Source organism: Streptomyces sp. CNZ287 (genome assembly GCF_007827615.1).
This window is the reverse complement of record NZ_VISV01000015.1, coordinates 145,946-164,098: the sequence shown is the minus strand read 5'-3', so window position 1 is coordinate 164,098 and position 18,153 is coordinate 145,946. Positions and strand designations below refer to the sequence as shown.

Annotated in this window: 18 protein-coding genes; 8 read left to right on the top strand and 10 right to left on the bottom strand. The window is 73.7% G+C overall.

What is annotated here, in order from left to right; all coding sequences use genetic code 11:
- Nucleotides 1-14: 14 nt before the first annotated feature.
- Nucleotides 15-968: an FAD-dependent oxidoreductase gene (locus tag FB457_RS25105; protein WP_047019320.1), complete on the bottom strand. Its 954-nt coding sequence runs from the start codon at nucleotides 966-968 to the stop codon at nucleotides 15-17.
- A 128-nt stretch (nucleotides 969-1,096) separates the two neighbouring features.
- On the opposite strand from FB457_RS25105, the gene FB457_RS25100 reads away from it, so the two are divergent.
- Together FB457_RS25100 and FB457_RS25095 are read left to right on the top strand one after the other, a co-directional pair.
- A complete protein-coding gene (locus FB457_RS25100; RefSeq protein WP_047019321.1) occupies nucleotides 1,097-1,651 on the top strand; it encodes a TrmH family RNA methyltransferase in 555 nt (184 codons plus the stop codon).
- Nucleotides 1,652-1,668: 17 nt separating this feature from the next.
- Nucleotides 1,669-2,370: a sulfite exporter TauE/SafE family protein gene (locus FB457_RS25095; protein WP_047020621.1), complete on the top strand. Its 702-nt coding sequence runs from the start codon at nucleotides 1,669-1,671 to the stop codon at nucleotides 2,368-2,370.
- A 24-nt stretch (nucleotides 2,371-2,394) separates the two neighbouring features.
- On the opposite strand, the gene FB457_RS25090 is transcribed toward FB457_RS25095, so the two are convergent.
- Entirely contained in the window at nucleotides 2,395-2,850 is a 456-nt protein-coding gene (locus tag FB457_RS25090) for an Lrp/AsnC family transcriptional regulator (protein WP_047019322.1), read from the bottom strand.
- An 83-nt stretch (nucleotides 2,851-2,933) separates the two neighbouring features.
- On the opposite strand from FB457_RS25090, the gene FB457_RS25085 reads away from it, so the two are divergent.
- Nucleotides 2,934-3,581: a LysE family translocator gene (locus FB457_RS25085; RefSeq protein ID WP_047019323.1), complete on the top strand. Its 648-nt coding sequence runs from the start codon at nucleotides 2,934-2,936 to the stop codon at nucleotides 3,579-3,581.
- A gap of 133 nt (nucleotides 3,582-3,714) precedes the next feature.
- Here the strand turns inward: FB457_RS25085 and FB457_RS25080 are convergent, their stop codons facing one another.
- The 5 genes from FB457_RS25080 to FB457_RS25065 form a co-directional block, all read right to left on the bottom strand.
- A complete protein-coding gene (locus FB457_RS25080; RefSeq protein ID WP_047019324.1) occupies nucleotides 3,715-6,198 on the bottom strand; it encodes a Tex family protein in 2,484 nt (827 codons plus the stop codon).
- A 144-nt stretch (nucleotides 6,199-6,342) separates the two neighbouring features.
- Complete coding sequence (locus FB457_RS35405) at nucleotides 6,343-6,480, bottom strand: LPFR motif small protein (protein ID WP_164492610.1); 138 nt, start codon at nucleotides 6,478-6,480, stop codon at nucleotides 6,343-6,345.
- A 96-nt stretch (nucleotides 6,481-6,576) separates the two neighbouring features.
- Nucleotides 6,577-7,440, bottom strand: coding sequence for an SCO6745 family protein (locus FB457_RS25075; RefSeq protein WP_047019325.1), 864 nt, complete (start codon nucleotides 7,438-7,440; stop codon nucleotides 6,577-6,579).
- A gap of 79 nt (nucleotides 7,441-7,519) precedes the next feature.
- Nucleotides 7,520-8,311: an enoyl-CoA hydratase/isomerase family protein gene (locus FB457_RS25070; protein WP_047019326.1), complete on the bottom strand. Its 792-nt coding sequence runs from the start codon at nucleotides 8,309-8,311 to the stop codon at nucleotides 7,520-7,522.
- A gap of 70 nt (nucleotides 8,312-8,381) precedes the next feature.
- Complete coding sequence (locus tag FB457_RS25065) at nucleotides 8,382-10,007, bottom strand: ABC-F family ATP-binding cassette domain-containing protein (protein WP_047019327.1); 1,626 nt, start codon at nucleotides 10,005-10,007, stop codon at nucleotides 8,382-8,384.
- Nucleotides 10,008-10,410: 403 nt separating this feature from the next.
- Here FB457_RS25065 and FB457_RS25060 point away from each other — a divergent pair, with 403 nt between their 5' ends.
- On the top strand, nucleotides 10,411-10,941 hold the full coding sequence (locus FB457_RS25060) for an ATP-binding protein (RefSeq protein ID WP_047019328.1): 531 nt from the start codon (nucleotides 10,411-10,413) through the stop codon (nucleotides 10,939-10,941).
- Here the strand turns inward: FB457_RS25060 and idi are convergent.
- From idi to galE, 3 genes are all read right to left on the bottom strand, one after another.
- The gene (gene idi / locus FB457_RS25055; protein ID WP_047019329.1) at nucleotides 10,874-11,434 is read right to left on the bottom strand and encodes an isopentenyl-diphosphate Delta-isomerase; all 561 of its coding nucleotides are present in this window, start codon (nucleotides 11,432-11,434) and stop codon (nucleotides 10,874-10,876) included. The two genes, FB457_RS25060 and idi, sit on opposite strands and share 68 nt — an antisense overlap.
- A gap of 108 nt (nucleotides 11,435-11,542) precedes the next feature.
- Nucleotides 11,543-12,472: a cation diffusion facilitator family transporter gene (locus FB457_RS25050; RefSeq protein ID WP_047019330.1), complete on the bottom strand. Its 930-nt coding sequence runs from the start codon at nucleotides 12,470-12,472 to the stop codon at nucleotides 11,543-11,545.
- 158 nt (nucleotides 12,473-12,630) lie between these two features.
- Nucleotides 12,631-13,617: a UDP-glucose 4-epimerase GalE gene (gene galE, locus FB457_RS25045; protein WP_047019331.1), complete on the bottom strand. Its 987-nt coding sequence runs from the start codon at nucleotides 13,615-13,617 to the stop codon at nucleotides 12,631-12,633.
- A 188-nt stretch (nucleotides 13,618-13,805) separates the two neighbouring features.
- Here galE and FB457_RS25040 point away from each other — a divergent pair, with 188 nt between their 5' ends.
- From FB457_RS25040 to FB457_RS25025, 4 genes are read left to right on the top strand one after another with little or no spacing between them, the layout of a single operon-like run.
- Nucleotides 13,806-15,611 (top strand): DUF5941 domain-containing protein, encoded by a 1,806-nt coding sequence (locus FB457_RS25040; protein WP_047019332.1) that lies wholly within the window; start codon nucleotides 13,806-13,808, stop codon nucleotides 15,609-15,611.
- Entirely contained in the window at nucleotides 15,608-16,342 is a 735-nt protein-coding gene (locus FB457_RS25035; RefSeq protein WP_047019333.1) for a phosphocholine cytidylyltransferase family protein, read from the top strand. Before FB457_RS25040 ends, FB457_RS25035 begins: the two co-directional genes overlap by 4 nt.
- Nucleotides 16,330-17,394, top strand: coding sequence for an iron-containing alcohol dehydrogenase family protein (locus tag FB457_RS25030; RefSeq protein ID WP_047019334.1), 1,065 nt, complete (start codon nucleotides 16,330-16,332; stop codon nucleotides 17,392-17,394). The genes FB457_RS25035 and FB457_RS25030 overlap by 13 nt, the downstream gene beginning before the upstream one ends.
- The gene (locus FB457_RS25025; RefSeq protein ID WP_047019335.1) at nucleotides 17,372-18,151 is read left to right on the top strand and encodes a CDP-alcohol phosphatidyltransferase family protein; all 780 of its coding nucleotides are present in this window, start codon (nucleotides 17,372-17,374) and stop codon (nucleotides 18,149-18,151) included. Before FB457_RS25030 ends, FB457_RS25025 begins: the two co-directional genes overlap by 23 nt.
- The last annotated feature ends 2 nt before the right edge of the window (nucleotides 18,152-18,153 follow it).

Below are 18,153 nucleotides of genomic sequence, written 5' to 3'. Positions count from 1 at the left end.
GTCTCGTGCGGGTCCTATGCCTCCAGGAGTTCGGCGGCCTCCTCGGCGCAGCCCCACGCCACCGTCACCCCGGCGCCCCCGTGCCCGTAGTTGTGCACGCACAGCGCCCCGCCCGGCAGCCGCTCCGCCTCCAGCCGCACGGCGGGCCTGGCTGGCCGCAGCCCGACGCGGTGGCCGAGGACCCGGGCTCTGGCGACCTCGGGCACGATGGCCGCGCCGCGCTCGACGATGCCGGCGGCCACCGCGGGGTCCGGCTCGGTGCCCCAGGCGTCCTCCACGGCCGTCCCGCCGAGCACCAGCCCGTACGGCTGCGGGAGCGCGTACAGCGTGGCCGTCGCGTCCTTGTACGCCGACACCAGCCACTCCTCGACGCCCGGGTTCTCCACGACGACGAGCTGCCCCTGCACCGGGCGCACATCGGGGTCCGGCACCAGCTCGCGGGCGCCGAGGCCGGTGCAGTTGACGACGTACGGGGCCGCGCGCCCGGCCTCATCCAGCGAGCCGGCGGCGCGCCGGTCGACCCGGCCGCCGGCCGCGGTCAGCCGGTCGCGCAGGTGGGCCAGGTGCGTGCCGGTGTCCACGATCGGCACCGTCGCGCGCACGCCCGTGGCGTACTCCCCGGGCAACTCGGCGGGGTCGGCCGACCGCACGTCGCGCAGGGCGCGCCGCCACGGCCCGAGGCCGGTGAGTTCGGCGCCGAGCTGCAGCCCCGTCCGCATCCGCACGCCCGTCACCGCCGCGTGCTCCGCCTGCTGCGCGTACACGTCGAACGACCGCACCGACCAGTCCGCGACCCGGTGTTCCGGCTCGATCCGGTACGGCCACCACAGCCCGCCCGCGACCGCAGACGTCGTCTCCTCCGCCGGCTCCCGCGCCCACACCGCGACCCGCCGCCCGCCTTCCGCCAGGACGACCGCGGTGGTCAGGCCGATGATGCCGCTGCCGAGCACGATGACTTCGGAATCCATCACGGCAGTCTGCCGCACCGGTCGGGAGCCTGCGCGGGGTGGTGGACAGCCGAGGATGATCGCTACTCTGTTCGCATGTCGAATTACGTGAGTACTCCGAGCGATCGGGGGGCGCGCGCCCCGCGCCGATGAGCGCCCGCCCGGGGGCCAGCCGGTCCGGCAGGGACGCGCCGGCCATCCGCACCCGCACCCCCCGTGAGGTGAAGCGCAGCCGCCGCCCCCGCGCCCACTCCTGCTGGGACCACCTCTACGCCGCCCCGCTCTGGCCGCTCCACGGCGCCAACCTCGGTACGCTCCTGCGCACCTGTGACGCCGTCGGCGCCTGCCTCGTCGTGCCCCGCTTCCCCTGGGTCCCCGAGGCGCTGGCCCGCGGCAACACGCTGCGCCGCCCCGTCTGCGTGCACTGGACCGGCGACCCGCTGCGCTGGCTGGAGCGGCAGCGCGCCGCGGGCAAGAGCGTCCTCGGCGTCGAACTCGCCGACGAGGCGGTGCGCCTGGCCGATCTGCCGGCCGCCCGCCGCGCCACGGTGATGGTGCTCGGCCACGAGCAGCACGGCATCCCGCAGGACGCGCTCGACCTGCTCGACGAGGCCGTCGAGATACCCATGGTCGGCACCGGCGCCAGCCTCAACGTCGCCGTGGCCGGCTCCCTCGTCCTCTACCGGCTGGCCGGGCTGCTGTGACCGGTGACGTCCTGCTCATGGCCGGAGTCCTGCTGCTCGGGGCGTCCGTGCAGCGGCTCGCGGGCATCGGCCTCGCGCTGGTCGCGGGGCCGGCGCTCGCGCTGGTCCTCGGCCCGGCGGAGGGCGTCCGGCTCTCCAACTGCGCCGCGGGCGCCATCAGCGCGTTCGGCCTGGCCGCCGTCTGGCGGCAGGTCAGGCCACGCGCCATGGTGCCGCTGCTGGCCGCCGCCGTCTGCACAGTGCCGATCGGTGCCGTCACCGCGTCCCGGCTGCCCGCGCCCGTCCTGCTGACCGGCATGGGCGCGATGGTCTGCGGTGCCGTGGGGCTCGTCATGGCCGGGGCCCGCGCCGAGTCCCTGCGCGGCACCGGCGGGGCGGTCACGGCCGGCGCGGTGAGCGGTTTCATGAACTCCTCCGCGGGCATCGGCGGTCCCGCCGTCTCGCTGTACGCCGTGAACGCCGGCTGGACGGTGCGGGAGTTCGTGCCGAACGCGCTCTTCTACGGCGTCGTCATCAACATCTTCTCGGTCGCCGCGAAGGGCCCGCCCGACCTCTCGGCCGCGGCGTGGGCGCTGTGCGCGGCGGCCGTCGCCGCGGGCGCGCTCATCGGCCGCGCCCTGGGCGACCGGGTGCCCGAGGCGCCCGCGCGCTGGCTGGTGCTGATCCTCGGGCTGGCCGGCGGCGCGGCGACCCTGACGAAGGGCCTCCTGGGTCTCTGACCCGGGCGTCGGGGGCGCGGCCCGTCACCGTACGGGCAGCCCCCGGTCCTCCTTGACGGTCTTCATCGTCAGGTGCGACGTCACCCGGGCCACCCCCGGGAGCGCGAGCAGCACCTCGGTGTTGAATTTCTCGTACGCGGGCAGGTCCCTGACCGCGACGCGCAACAGGAAGTCGGTGTCGCCGAAGACGCGGTGCGCCTCCACGACCTCGGCACGCTCCCGGATCGTGCTCTCGAACTCGGCCACCGTCGCCCGGTCCTCCTGCGCCAGCGCCACCGTGACGAAGGCATGGAAGCCCCGGCCGACGGCTTCGCCGTCGAGCAGCGCGCGGTAGCCGCGGATCACGCCGTCCCGCTCCAACTGCCGCACCCGGCGCAGACAGGGGGAGGGGGTCAGACGGACCCGCTCGGCCAGCTCGGTGTTGCTGAGGCGACCGTCCTGCTGGAGTTCGCGCAGGATCGCGCGGTCTATGGCGTCCATGGCGCCATATTCTGCTACGGAACGGGCCTGTGGCGCGGAGATCGGCCATCGGCTGCCCCGGCCCGGCGGCTAGCGTCGCCCGTATGGACACCCATCTGCTGGTGCTGTTCCTCGGCGTCGACCTCCTGCTCATCGCGACCCCCGGTCCCGACTGGCTCTACATCGTCGCCCGCGGGCTCGGCCAGGGCCGCCGGGCGGCGCTGTACGCCGTCGCGGGTATCGGCACCGGCTACGCGGCGCACACCGTGCTCGCCGCGGTCGGCCTCGCGGCGGCGCTGGGGGCCGTGCCCGGGGCGCTGCCGGCATTGCGCTACGCGGGGGCGGCGTACCTGGTGATTCTCGCCGTCCAACTGCTGCGGTCGCTGCGCCGCACGGGCGGCCTGCGCGGCGCGGCGGACGGGCTCGTCGAGTCCGACGCAGGGCCGAGCGCGGCGACGGTGCTGCGGCAGAGCCTGCTCACGGCGCTGCTCAACCCCAAGGGGCTGTTGCTGTACCTGGCGCTGATCCCGCAGTTCATCAACCCGGACGCGGCGCTGCCGCTGGGCGTGCAGACGGCGGTGCTGGGGCTGCTGCACGTCGTCAACTGCACGCTCGGCTACGTGCTGGTGGCGCTGGTGTCCGCCCGCGCCGGCAGCACGTTCGGCAGGAACCCGCGGGCGGCCCGCCGGCTCAGCGCGGTCTCGGCGGCGCTGCTGCTCGCCACCGCCGGCTTCACGGCCGGCGCCCACTGACGCCGGCGCACGGCCGGCGACCGCGCACGACGGCCGCCGCACCGGTGTGCCGGCTGAGGCGGGGACCCGGAGCGCAGCCGGGCCCCCGCCCACGGCGGCCCCGTGGGCGGGGCGGGGAGTCCCCGTACCGCCGTCAGCGCTTGCCGCGGCGGCCGTTGCCGCCACCGCCGCCGCTCCGGCCGCCGCCGCCGAGCAGCCCGGCGCGGCGCAGCGCGTCCGCCATCTCGCTGTTCTCCGGCTGCGTCTCACGGCGCCGGCCACCGCCGCCGCCACCGCGCTGCCGGCCGCCGCCCGCGCCCTGGCCGCCACTACCCTGGCCGCCGCCTGGGCCACCGCCGCGCTGCCGCGGCGGGCCCTGCCGGTCGCGCTCGCGCCCGCCGCCCCGGCCGCCGCCGCCCGCCGGCTTGCCCGGCTCGTCGTCCAGCCGCAGCGTCAGCGAGATCCGCTTCCGCGGCACGTCCACGTCCAGCACCTTCACCTTCACGATGTCGCCGGGCTTGGCGACCTCGCGCGGGTCCTTCACGAACGTCTTCGACATCGCCGACACGTGCACCAGCCCGTCCTGGTGCACGCCCACGTCCACGAACGCCCCGAACGCGGCCACGTTCGTCACCACGCCCTCCAGCACCATCCCCTGCTGCAGGTCGCCGATCTTCTCCACGCCCTCCTTGAACACCGCCGTCCGGAAAGCCGGCCGCGGGTCGCGCCCCGGCTTCTCCAGCTCCTTGAGGATGTCCGTCACCGTCGGCAGCCCGAACCGCTCGTCGGTGAAGTCCTGCGGCTTCAGCGACCGCAGCGTCCGCGTGTCGCCGATCAGCGCCGCCACCTCCGCGCCGCCCGCCTTCACCATCCGCCGCACCACCGGATACGCCTCCGGGTGCACGCCGGAGGCGTCCAGCGGGTCCTCGCCGTCGCGGATGCGCAGGAAGCCCGCGCACTGCTCGAACGCCTTCGGCCCCAGCCTCGGCACGTCCTTGAGCGCCGCGCGGCTGCGGAAAGGACCGTGGGCGTCGCGGTGCGCCACGATGTTCTCCGCGAGCCCCGTGCCGATGCCGGAGACGCGGGCCAGCAGCGGCGCCGAGGCGGTGTTGAGGTCGACGCCCACGCCGTTGACGCAGTCCTCCACGACCGCGTCCAGGGACCGCGACAGCTTCGCCTCCGACAGATCGTGCTGGTACTGGCCGACGCCGATCGACTTCGGGTCGATCTTCACCAGCTCGGCCAGCGGGTCCTGGAGCCGCCGCGCGATGGACACCGCGCCGCGCAGAGACACGTCCAGCTCGGGCAGCTCCTGCGAGGCGAACGCCGACGCCGAGTAGACCGACGCCCCGGCCTCCGAGACCATCACCTTCGTCAGCTTCAGCTCGGGCTGCGCGGCGATCAGGTCGGCGGCCAGCTTGTCGGTCTCCCGGGAGGCCGTGCCGTTGCCGATCGCGACCAGCTCCACCGCGTGGACGCGCGCCAGTTCGGCCAGGACGGCAAGGGCCTCGTCCCACTTGCGGGCCGGCGCGTGCGGGTAGACCGTCGCGGTGGCGGCGACCTTGCCGGTGGCGTCGACGACGGCGGCCTTCACGCCCGTACGCAGCCCGGGGTCCAGGCCCAGCGTGGGGCGCGTCCCCGCCGGGGCGGCCAGCAGCAGGTCCCGCAGGTTGGCGGCGAAGACGTCCACCGCCTGGTCCTCCGCGGCCGTGCGCAGCCGCAGCCGCAGGTCGATGCCGAGGTGCACCAGGATGCGCGTGCGCCACGCCCAGCGGACCGTCTCGGCGAGCCAGGGGTCGGCGGGCCTGCCCCGGTTCTCCACGCCGAACCGGGCCGCGATGGCGCGCTCGTACGCCGACGGGCCCTCCTGCTCCGCCTCGCCGGGCGCGTCGGGCTCCAGGGCGAGGTCGAGGACCTCCTCCTTCTCGCCGCGGAAGAGGGCGAGGATGCGGTGCGACGGCAGGTCGGTCAGCGGCTCGGCGAAGTCGAAGTAGTCCGAGAACTTCGCGCCCGCCTCCTCCTTGCCCTCGCGCACCTTGGCGACCGCGCGGCCGTGCGTCCACATCCGCTCGCGCAGCTCGCCGATGAGGTCGGCGTCCTCGCCGAACCGCTCGGTGAGGATGGCCCGCGCGCCCTCCAGGGCCGCTGCCGGGTCGGCCACGCCCTTGTCGGCGTCCACGAACGCGGTGGCCGCCGCGAGCGGCGCCACCGAGGGGTCGGCCAGCAGCCCGTCGGCCAGCGGCTCCAGGCCGGCCTCGCGGGCGATCTGCGCCTTGGTCCGCCGCTTCGGCTTGTACGGCAGGTAGACGTCCTCCAGCCGCGCCTTGGAGTCGGCGGCACGGATCTGCGCCTCCAGTTCCTCGGTGAGCTTGCCCTGGCCGCGCACGGACTCCAGGATCGCCGCCCGCCGCTCCTCCAGCTCCCGCAGATACCGCAGCCGTTCCTCGGCGGTGCGCAACTGCGCGTCGTCGAGCATCTCCGTCGCCTCTTTGCGGTAGCGGGCGATGAACGGCACGGTGGCGCCGTCGTCGAGCAGCCGCACCGCCGCCGTGATCTGCCGCTCGCGTACGCCGAGCTCCTCGGCGATCCTGGCCTCAATCGATACCGACGCCGTCACGTCCGCCCCGCTTTCTGTCATCTGTGGCGGAGTGCATTGTGGCAGGTCCGACTGACAGCCGGGCGCCCGGCGGGACCTGCCCCGGTCGCCCGGCGGGTCGGAACAGCGCCGGATGGGCGCCGGACCGCGGCGAAGACGCGCCGCGGGCCCCCGGCCGAGGTGTGGTCAGACGGTGCGGCGGCGGGCCCTGCGGCCGCCCCGGGAGGCGGCGCCGAAGAGGCGGGCGGCCAGTCGGAAGGGGAGCGTCACGATCGCGGCAACGGCGCCGCCGATCATGCGCAGGGCGTCGGCGATGGCTCGCATGGCTGTTCACCTCGCAACTCGGGTCGAGAACTGCGGGTAACCGGCACAGCGTTGCGTACACACCGGCCATCCGCCGCTCCGCGGCCCGGCCGCGCCTCAGCCCTTGCCGAAGATGTCCTTCGGCATCGCGCCCGCGGCCAGCGCGGCGGTGGTGTAGCCGGTGGCCAGCTCGGTCAGCCGTGCCACCCCGGCGGCGCCCAGTTGCGCGTACGGGCCGAGGTCCACCCGGTCGGTCTCGTCCTCCAGTTCCCTGCGCAGCGCCGTTCCCGCCTCGGTCAGCTCGCCGTCCGCCGCCAGCAGCCCGCGGGCCCGCAGCCGGTCCTGCGCCGCGGCCCACTCTTCGGGCTCCCAGCCGCGCGAGTACCGGGCGAACTCCGGGGTGAAGCCGAACCCGGAGGCGGTGTGGGTCACCTGGGACTCCAGCCCGTCGAGCCCGGCGTGGGCCAGCACCGCGTCGTGGCTGTCGCCGCGGTGCTCGCGCAGTTGGGTGGCGGCGTGCCAGAGGGCCAGGTGCGGGGCGTCCGGCACCGGCAGGTCCGCCTCGGCCGCGTAGAGCGGCCGCCCGGCGCGCCCGCCGCCCGCCGCCGCGCGCTGGGCCAGCTCCGCCGCCTCGGCCAGCTCGGGCGAGGCGATCGTCTCCTCGCCCAGCAGCCGCCGCAGCACGGCGTCGGCGACCCGCAGCCGCGTCGCCAGTACGGTGGCCGGGTCCGCGGCCGTCCAGGCGGCGGGCAGGTGCCGGGCGGCCAGCTTGTGGCTGTAGTTGTAGAAGACGGCGGCCACCACGCCGGGTCCGACGGGGCCCATGGCGGCGGACCGGGCGGTGAAGTACGCCGCGTGCCAGCCGTCGATGCCGATGCCGGCGAACTCCTCGGTGAACTCCGGCGCGAAGTAGATCGCCGAGTGCAGCGGGTTGAGGACCTGTTGGCAGCGGCGGCCGGCGCGCGGCGGGAGTGACGTCATGCCGCCAGGCTACTGAGCGGACGCTTAGCCCGAGAAGGGGGCGGGGCCTCCCGTTCGTACCCCGGGGCCCGCGCGGCCGTCAGACGGACCAGGTGAAGCGCGGCTCGCGGCGCTCCAGGAAGGCGGCGACGCCCTCCGCGGTGTCGCCCGCCGCGCGCGCCTGCCTGGCCCAGTGCGCGATACGCGCCGCGTCCGCCCCGGCGTCGCCGGCCGCGCCCCCGTCCCCGTACGCCCCGGCCGTGTCGGCGAAGTCCTTCGCCGCCGCCTGGGTGAGCTGTGAGCGGGCGGCGAGTACCGCGGTGAACTCCGCTACCCGCGCGCCGAGTTCCGCCGCGGGCAGCACCTCGTCCGCGAGGCCCGTGCGCAGCGCCCGCGCGGCGCCGATCAACTCGGCGGAGAACAGCAGGTACTTCGCCGTCGCCGGACCCACCAGACGCACCAGCCGGCGGGTCGCACCCGCCGGATAGACGATGCCCAGCTTCGCCGGGGTGACCCCGAACAGCGCGTCCTCGGCGGCGAACCGCAGGTCGCAGGCCGCCGCGAGCTGGCAGCCGCCGCCCACGCAGTGCCCGCGTACGGCAGCGAGCGTCGGCTTGGGGAAGGCGGCGAGCGACTCCTCCGCGGCCTCGGCGAGGCCCTGCGTGCCCTCGCTGCCGGTCCGCAGTGAGCCGATGTCGGCGCCCGCGCAGAACGTGCCGCCGGCGCCGGTGAGCACCACCGCACGCACCGCCCGGTCGGTGGCGAGCCCCGCCAGCAGCCCGGGCAGCGCGCGCCACATGTCCGGCGTCATCGCGTTGCGCTTGGCCGGGTTGCTGATGACCACCGTCGCCACGCCGCCGTCGACGCCGCACCGCAGCTCGCCTTCGCTCATGACCGGCAGCCTCTCACGGCCGGCCGCGCACCCGGGACCCGCCGCTGGCGCCTCCCGGGTGCGCACCCGACTACAGCGGCTCGATGTCGCTCAGCTCCTCGTCGAGCACCAGCCAGCGTGTGATCCCGATGTCGCGCAGGAACCGCACGTCGTGGCTGGCGACCACGAGCGCGCCCTCGTACGACTCCAGTGCCTTCACCAACTGCCGCACGCTCGCCATGTCCAGGTTGTTCGTCGGCTCGTCCAGCATCAGCAACTGCGGCGCGGGATCCGCCAGCATCAGCGCCGCCAGCGTGGCGCGGAAGCGCTCCCCGCCGGACAGCGTGCCGACGATCTGGTCCGCCCGGCCCTGCCGGAAGAGGAAGCGGGCCAGCCGCGAGCGGATCTCCTGGTTGGTCGCCGCGGGCGCCAGCAGGGCCACGTTCTCGACGATGCTCAGCGCGTCGTCCAGCACGTCGAGCCGCTGCGGCAGGTAGCGCAGCGGCACGTGCACCGAGGCCGAGCCCGCCACCGGCGCGAGCTGACCGGCGATCGTGCGCAGCAGCGTGGACTTGCCCGCGCCGTTGCGCCCGGTCAGCGCGATCCGCTCCGGGCCGCGCACCTGCAGCGCCGGGACCCGCGCGCCGTAACGCAGCTCCAGCTCGCGCAGCATGAGCACGTCCCGGCCCGCGGGCACGGCGGTGTACGACAGGTCGACGCGGATCTCGTCGTCGTCCCGTACCGCCGCCTCCGCCTCGTCGAGCCGCTCCTTGGCGTCCCTCAGCCGCTCCTCGTGCATGATGCGGTGCTTGCCCGCGGAGACCTGGGCCTCGCGCTTGCGCAGGTTCATGATGATCTTCGGCTCGCGCTTGTTCGCGAACTGCTTGTCGGCGTACCGCTTGCGCTTGCTCAGCTTCTCGTGCGCCTCGGCCAGCTCGCGCTTCTGCCGCCGCAGGTCCGCCTCCGCGGAGCGCACCGTGCGCTCGGCGGCCTCCTGCTCGACGGCCAGCGCCTCCTCGTACGCCGTGAAGTTGCCGCCGTACCAGGCGACCTCGCCGTCCCGCAGGTCGGCGACCTGGTCGACGCGGTCGAGCAGTTCGCGGTCGTGGCTGACGATCACCATCACGCCCGGCCACGACTCCACGGCCGCGTACAGCCGCCGGCGGGCTTTCAGATCGAGGTTGTTCGTCGGCTCGTCCAGCAGCAGTACGTCCGGCCGCAGCATCAGCAGCGCGGCCAGCCGCAGCAGCACCGACTCGCCGCCGGAGACCTCGCCGATGGTGCGGTCGAGGCCGACGTGCGCCAGGCCGAGCTGGTCGAGGGTGGCGCGGGCGCGCTCCTCGACGTCCCAGTCGTCGCCGACGGCCGTGAAGTGCTCCTCGGCGACGTCACCGGACTCGATGGCGTGCAGGGCACGCCGCACCCCGTCGATGCCCAGCGCCTCGTCGACCCGCGCGGCGGTGTCCAGGACGAGGTTCTGCGGCAGGTAGCCGACCGTGCCGGCGGCCTTGACCGTGCCGGCGGCGGGGGCCAGCTCCCCGGCCATCAGGCGCAGCAGTGTGGACTTGCCCGTGCCGTTGCGGCCGATCAGCCCGGTGCGGCCGGGGCCGACGGCGAGGTCGAAGTCCTCGAAGACGGTGGTGCCGTCGGGCCAGGTGAAGGCCAGCCCGGCGCAGATGACGGACGCCGCGGCGCGCGGCGTGGAGGGAAATGACATGGCGTCTCCCGGTGGGCTCGAAGGGGTGCGACGGGGCGGCGTCGGCACCGTACGGCGACCTGGGAGAGCCGGGTGGAACGGGAGCGGGGCCGGGTGCCCTGCAGCAGAGGAAGGTGGCTCAAGCCATGAGGTCGCACGTGCCGCACACGGGGAATGCCGCGGGCACGGTGCCGTGGAGACCTCAGACGAGCAACACCTTCTCCAATCGTCGACTGTAGGGCACTGCGAAGGTACGACCTTCAACGGGAATCGGCAACCGATTATTTCGATCTCAACGAAGACCGGTCATTGCGCAGCCGGTCGGAAGGTGACGAAAGCCAGTCAAGTTCTGCGCGCTGGGGGGTTGGGCTCGGGGGATTGCCAACACTCGGAGGGTGAGTGGTGGCGAAAGCAGGTACCGGCGGTGAGCGACGGCGGCAGTCTGAGACCCGAGTCCGGCCAGGTGGTCCCGGCGGCGTACGAGGGCACCTGGAAGTTCGACGCCCCGGCGCTCGACTCCTCCGTGCCCCAGTCCCGGCACGCCGTACGCGACCTCCTCGTCCGGCGGCGCGTCCCCATCGGTGACGACCTCTTGCAGGGCGTGCTGCTGATCGTCTCGGAGCTGGTGACGAACGCGGTCCGGCACGCCGGCGTGCTCTCCCCGGAGATCGGCGTCGAGCTGTCGGTCGGTGCCGGCTGGGTCCGCGTCGCCGTCCGGGACCAGCACCCGTACCGCCCCAGGGCCCTTCAGGCGGACGACGAGGAGACGGGCGGCCGGGGACTGCTGCTGGTCAAGGTGATCACGAGTGAGGCCGGCGGCGCCTGCGACGTGCAGCACACCGTCGACGGCGGGAAGGTGATCTGGGCCTCCCTCCCGCTCGCCGGCGTCACCAGCCCGAGGACGGCCCCGTCAGCTCCCGGATGGCCGGCCTGGCCGCGTCGAGCACCGTCATGAACCACGCCGAGAACGGGTTCTCGGCGTGCTGCTTTGCCAGCTCGTCCGGCGTGACGAAGGCGACCGCGCCGACCTCGTCCGCGTCCGGCCGCGGCTCGGCTCGCAGCAGCCCGGCGAAGAGGTGGTTGTACTCGTGCTCCACCAGCCCCGAGGCGGGATCCGGGTGGTGGTACGTGACCGTCCCGGCCTCGGCGAGCAGCGCGGGCGAGACGCCCAGTTCCTCGAAGGTGCGGCGGGCCGCGGCGGCGAGCGGCGATTCGCCGGGATACGGGTGGCCGCAGCAGGTGTTGGACCACACGCCGGGGGAGTGGTACTTGCCGAGCGCCCGCTGCTGGATCAGCATCCTGCCCGCGGTGTCGAAGAGGAACACGGAGAACGCCCGGTGCAGCCGGCCCGGCGCCTGGTGCGCGGAGAGCTTCTCGGCGGTGCCGATCGTGGTGCCGTTCTCGTCGACGAGCTCCAGCATGATCTCTTCGGTGGTAGCGGCCGGCATGACCATCCTTTGCGTCCGATCTACGGCGTCCGGGGCACGGGCGTCCCGGCCTCCGCGGCGGGCGGAGACGGCGGGACACCTCATTCAGTCTGCCTTACCGGTGACGGCTCAATGACAGAGATTTGCCTCATGCTCCGCGTGTCCGACCGGCTCGATCTGGAACGTGCAGTGGGCGACATCGAAGTGATCGCCGAGGCACCCCTGCAGATCGTGCAGCAACCTCTCCTGCCCCACCGCCTGCAGCACGCTCTCCTTCACCACCACGTGCGCCGATATCACCGGCATCCCCGAGGTGATCGTCCACACGTGCAGATCGTGCAGCTCCACCACGCCCGGCAGCGCCAGGATGTGCGTCCGTACCTCGGAGACGTCCACGTCCTTCGGCGCCGCCTCCAGCAGCACGTCCAGCGCCTCGCGCAGGAGCCGGAACGTCCGCGGGATGATCATCGAGCCGATGGCGAGGGAGGCGACCGGGTCCGCGTACTGCCAGCCGGTGGTGACGATGACCAGCGCCGAGATGATCACCGCGACCGAGCCCAGCGCGTCCGCCAGTACCTCCAGGAAGGCGCCGCGCACGTTCAGGCTCTCCCGCCGGCCGCGCATGAGCAGGGCCAGCGAGATCAGGTTGACCACCAGGCCCGCGGCACCGAAGGCGAAGGTCAGCCCGCCCTCGATCTCCGGCGGGTCCATGAAGCGCATGACCGCCTGGTAGAGGATGTAGCCGCCGACGCCGAAGAGCAGCAGACAGTTGGCCAGCGCCGCCAGGATCTCGGCCCGCGCGAAGCCGAAGGTGCGCCGTTCGCTCGTCGGCCGGTTCGCGAAGTGGATCGCCAGCAGCGCCATGGAGAGCCCGACCACGTCGGTCGCCATGTGCCCGGCGTCCGCGACCAGCGCCAGCGAGCCGGTGATCACCCCACCGGCCACCTGCAGCCCCAGCACCGACAGGGTGAGGAGCAGGGCGATGCGCAGCCGGCCGCGGTGGGCGGCGGAGGCCGTGCCGCCTGACGATCCGTGGGAGTGGTCGTGCCCTGCACCCATGCCGCGTGCCCTCCGGTTCCCAGGCGGTCGCGGACAGGCCCTCGTGCCTGCCCGACGATCTCAGTGAACTACGGGCAGGGGGTATTCGCCAAACCTTGACATGAAGTCGGTTTTCATCGCCTGACCTGCGGAAACGCTCATGCGGGAGTCTCGGCTGGTCAGCCGCGCCGCGCCTCCGGATGGCTGTGCAGCCAGCCCGCCCAGGCGGACTCGACCATGGCGCGCACGTCCAGCCGCGGCAGCCAGCCCAGTTCCTTGGCCGCCAGGTCGTACGACGCGACCACCCGGGCCGGGTCCCCGGGGCGGCGGGGGAGGACCTCGGGGGTGTGCCCGCTCCGCCCCGTGACCTCGGCCACGATGGCGGCCAGCTCACGCACCGACACGCCGGTGCCGCTGCCGAGGTTCACCGTCAGGTCGCCGGAGACCGCCGGGGCGGCGACGCGGCGGGCCGCCGCCAGGTGGGCGTCGGCGAGGTCGACGACGTGCACGTAGTCACGGATGCAGGTGCCGTCCGGGGTGGGGTAGTCGTCGCCGAAGATCCGCATCGGCTGGTGCGCGGTCAGCCGCGCGAAGAACATCGGGACCACGTTGAACACCCCGGTGTCCGCCAGCCCGGGGGCCGCCGACCCGGCGACGTTGAAGTAGCGCAGGCAGGCGGTCGCCAGCCCGTGCGCGCGCCCGGTGGCCCGCAGCAGCCACTCACCTGCGAGTTTGGTCTCGCCGTACGGGTTGATCGGCAGGCAGGGGGTGTCCTCGGTGACGAGGTCGACGTCGGGCATGCCGTAGACGGCGGCCGAGGAGGAGAGGACGAAGCGGCGGACGCCCGCGGCCACCACGGCCTCCAGCAGCACGCCCAGGCCGTGCACGTTCTCCCGGTAGTACGAGAGCGGCTGCTCCACCGACTCGCCGACCTGTTTCTTCGCCGCCAGGTGCAGCACGCCGGTGACGTCGTACTCGGCGATCGTGCGGTCGAGCAGCAGCCGGTCCAGGAACGTACCCCGCACCAGCGGTACGTCCGCCGGCAGCCGGGCCGGATTGCCGGTGGACACGTCGTCCAGCACGACGACCCGCTCCCCGGCACCCGCCATGGTCCGCACGACATGCGCGCCGATGTAACCGGCCCCGCCGGTGATCAACCACGTCATGCCGGAACACTACCGCCCCGGTTTGGAGCACGGGTGCGAGCTGCGAAATGATGATCGCCACCCGGTCGAGGCGAACGGGCGGTGAACCCGTGGTTCCAGGGATCCGCTAACCTCTGCCGACAGCCGCCCGGCCGGACGGGGGAGGGGCGGTCCCGCCTGCCGCCCCGCTTGCCAAGGAGTGAGTTCGTCTGCGGACCGCAATCCTGATCGGCCCGCCCGTCCACGGGTCCCCCCTGGAGAGCGACCTGAGGTCGCTGGGCTACGACGACGTGCGTACCGCCGCGGACGTGGCCGACGCCGCCACCGTCCTCGCGCTGCTGCCCGAGGACGCCCGGGTCGCGCTCGTCGACAGCCGCTTCGTCGGCCACCGGCACAGCCTGCGCCTCACCCTCGCCGACCCCCGCTTCCCCGCCGCCGCCCTGCCCGGCGTGGTCGCGGCGCGGACGCCCGCGGCCCGCAGCGCGCTCTCCCGCGCGGTGATGCGCAGCCACACCCTGGACGGCGTCGCCGAGCAGACCGCCGCGCAGCTCGCGGAGGCGGACGAGCGGCTGGCCCGGCCTGAGCTGGGCGTCCTGGTGGCGGCCGTACCCGAGGACGCCCTCGCGCGGGCGAAGGCCACGGACGCGGTCGCCGCCGTGGACGAGGAGAAGGCCCGGCTGCGCGCCGCGGTCAAGAGCCGCGACGGGTTCTTCACCACCTTCTTCATCAGCCCCTACTCGCGCTACCTCGCCCGCTGGTGCGCCAACCGCGGCCTCACCCCGAACCAGGTCACCACCGCCTCCCTGGCCACCGCCGTGCTCGCGGCCGGCTGCGCGGCCACCGGCACCCGCGGCGGCTTCGTCGCCGCCGGCGTGCTGCTCCTGCTCTCCTTCGTGCTGGACTGCACCGACGGCCAGCTCGCCCGCTACTCGCTGCAGTACTCCACGATGGGCGCCTGGCTCGACGCCACCTTCGACCGCGCCAAGGAGTACGCCTACTTCGCCGGCCTCGCCATCGGCGCCGCCAACGCCGACGGCGACGACGTGTGGGCCCTCGCGCTGGCCGCCATGGTGCTGCAGACCTGCCGGCACGTCGTGGACTTCGCCTTCAACGAGTCCATCGCCGGCACCGCCGCCGCGGCGGCCAACACCAGCCCGACCGCGGCCCTCTCCGAACGGCTCGACCGCCTCGGCTGGACGGTGTGGCTGCGCCGCATGGTGGTGCTGCCGATCGGCGAACGCTGGGCGCTGATCGCCGTGCTCACCGCCGTCACCACCCCGCGCGTCGTCTTCGTCGTCCTGCTGGTCGGCATGGGGCTCGCCGCCTCCTACACCACCGCGGGCCGGGTGCTGCGCTCCCTCAAGCGCCGCGTCCCGCGCACCGAGCAGGCCCTCAAGGCGCTGGACGAGCTCACCGACACCGGCCCGCTCGCCGAAGCCGCCGCCCGCTCCCTACGCGCCCCGGTGCGCTCCCTGCCGTCGTACGCCGCGCCCGCCCTCGCCGCCGCCGGCGGCGTGCTCCTCGTGGCGCTGGCGCTCTTCACCCCGTACGGCACCTGGTGGCCCCTGATAGGCGCCGCCGGCTACGTCCTCACCTCGGCACTCGCCGTCGCCCGGCCGCTCGCGGGCCCGCTGGACTGGCTCGTGCCGCCGGTCTTCCGGGCCGCCGAGTACGGCCTCGTCCTCGCGCTCGCGGCCCGTTCCGAGGTGAACGGAGCGCTTCCTGCGGCTTTCGGGCTGGTGGCCGCGGTCGCCTACCATCACTACGACACCGTGTACCGCATCCGCGGCGGCACGGGTGCGCCCCCGCGCCTGCTGGTGCGGGCGATCGGCGGGCACGAGGGACGGGTGCTGGCGGTCACGCTGGCGGCAGCCCTGCTGACCGGAACGCGCTTCATGTTCGCGCTCGCGGCCATCGCCGCGGCCGTGGCGCTGGTGGTGCTCACCGAGAGCATCCGCTTCTGGGTCTCCTCCGGAGCCCCCGCTGTACACGACGAAACAGGAGAACCCGCATGATCGGCCTCGTGCTGGCGGCCGGCGCCGGAAGGCGTCTGCGCCCCTACACCGACACCCTGCCGAAGGCCCTGGTGCCCGTCGACGGTGAGACCACCGTCCTCGACCTCACCCTCGGCAACTTCGCCGAGATCGGGCTCACCGAGGCGGCGATCATCGTCGGCTACCGCAAGGAGGCGGTGTACGAGCGCAAGGAGGCCCTGGAGCGTACGTACGGTCTGAAGCTCACCCTGATCGACAACGACAAGGCAGAGGAGTGGAACAACGCCTACTCCCTCTGGTGCGGGCGGGATTCGGTCCGGCACGACGTGATCCTCGCCAACGGCGACACCGTCCACCCCGTCTCCGTCGAGAAGACGCTGCTCGCCGCCCGCGGCGGCGGCAAGAAGATCATCCTCGCCCTCGACACGGTCAAGCAGCTCGCCGACGAGGAGATGAAGGTCGTCGCCGACGAGAAGGGGGTCCGGAAGATCACCAAGCTGATGGACCCGGCCGAGGCCACCGGCGAGTACATCGGCGTCACCCTCATCGAGGGCGGCGCGGCCGACGAGCTGGCCGACGCGCTGAAGACCACCTTCGAGCGCGACCCCGACCTCTACTACGAGGACGGCTACCAGGAGCTGGTCGACCGCGGCTTCAGGATCGACGTCGAGCCCATCGGCGACGTCGCCTGGGTCGAGATCGACAACCACGACGACCTCGCCAAGGGCAGGGAGATCGCGTGCCGGTACTGACCCGCCTGATCCCGTCGCCGCTGACGGTCGACATCCGGGCCGGGGCGCTGGACGACCTCGCTGACCTCCTCTCCGACCAGCGTGTCGCGCCGTCGGGCCGGCTCGCCTTCGCCATCAGCCCGCGCTCCGGGCAGGCGCTGCGCGACCGCTTCGCGCCGGCGCTGCCCGGCGCCGACTGGTTCGCCGACGCCGACGGCACCATCGACGGTGCCGTACGGCTCGCCGACTCCATCAAGCGCACCGGCCGCTACGACGCCGTCGTCGGCCTCGGCGGCGGCAAGGTCATCGACTCGGCGAAGTACGCCGCCGCGCGCGTCGGCCTGCCGATGGTCGCCGTGGCCACCAACCTCGCCAACGACGGCCTCTGCTCGCCGGTCTCCACACTCGACAACGACGCCGGCCGCGGCTCGTACGGCGTGCCGAACCCCATCGCGATCGTCATCGACCTCGACGTCATCCGCGAGGCGCCGGCGCGCTTCGTCCGGGCCGGCATCGGCGACGTGACGTGCAAGCTGTCCGCCGTCGCCGACTGGGAGCTGTCCCACCGCGAGACCGGTGAGCCCATCGACGGGCTGGCCGCCGCGATGGCCCGCAGCGCCGGCGACTCGGTGCTGCGCCACCCCGGCGGGATCGGCGACGACGACTTCCTCGTCATCCTCGCCGAGGCGCTGGTGCTCTGCGGCATCGCGATGTCGGTGGCCGGCGACAGCCGGCCGGCCTCCGGTGCGTGCCACGAGATCAGCCACGCCTTCGACCTGCTCTACCCGAAGCGCTGCGCGCTCCACGGCGAGCAGTGCGGCATCGGCGGGACCTTCGCCACGTTCTTGCGCGGTGACCGGGAGACGGCACTGCTGATGGCCCAGGTGCTGCGCAGGCACGGGCTGCCGGTGCTGGCCGACGACATCGGCTTCGCGGACGACGAGTTCGTGAAGGCCATCGAGTTCGCGCCGCAGACCCGGCCCGGCCGGTACACGATCCTCGAACACCTCGACCTGTCCACCGACGAGATCAGAGACGCCTACGCCGACTATGCCAAAGCCATCGGTAGCTGAGCTACGGCCCGTGGTCCACCCCCCGGGGGTGAAGGACCGGCGCAGCGGGGAGCACTGGGCCGGCCGCCTCTACATGCGCGAGATCTCGCTGCGCGTCGACCGGCACCTGGTGAACACCCGGGTCACGCCCAACCAACTGACGTACGTCATGACCCTCGCCGGCGTCCTCGCCGCCCCGGCGCTGCTGGTCCCCGGGATCGCCGGGGCCCTGCTGGGCGTGCTGATGGTCCAGTTGTACCTGCTGCTCGACTGCGTCGACGGGGAGGTCGCCCGCTGGAAGCAGCAGTTCTCCATCGGCGGCGTGTACCTCGACCGGGTCGGCGCGTACCTCTGCGACGCCGCGGTGCTGGTGGGCTTCGGCCTGCGCGCCGCCGACCCGTGGGGCGAGGGCTCCGTCGACTGGCTCTGGGCCTTCCTCGGCACCCTCGCCGCGCTGGGCGCCGTGCTGATCAAGGCGGAGACCGACCTCGTCGGCGTCGCCCGCCACCAGCAGGGCCTGCCGCCGGTCAAGGAGTCCGCGGCCGAGCCGCGCTCGTCGGGAGTCGCCGTGGCCCGCAAGGCGGCGTCGGCGCTGAAGTTCCACCGGCTGATCCTGGGGATCGAGGCGTCACTCCTCATCCTCCTGCTGGCGATCCTCGACCTGATCAAGGGGGACCTTTACTTCTCCCGGCTCGGTGTCGCCGTACTCGCCGCGATAGCGATGCTGCAGACCCTCCTCCACCTGGTCAGCATTCTGGCCTCCAGCAGGTTGCGGTGAGC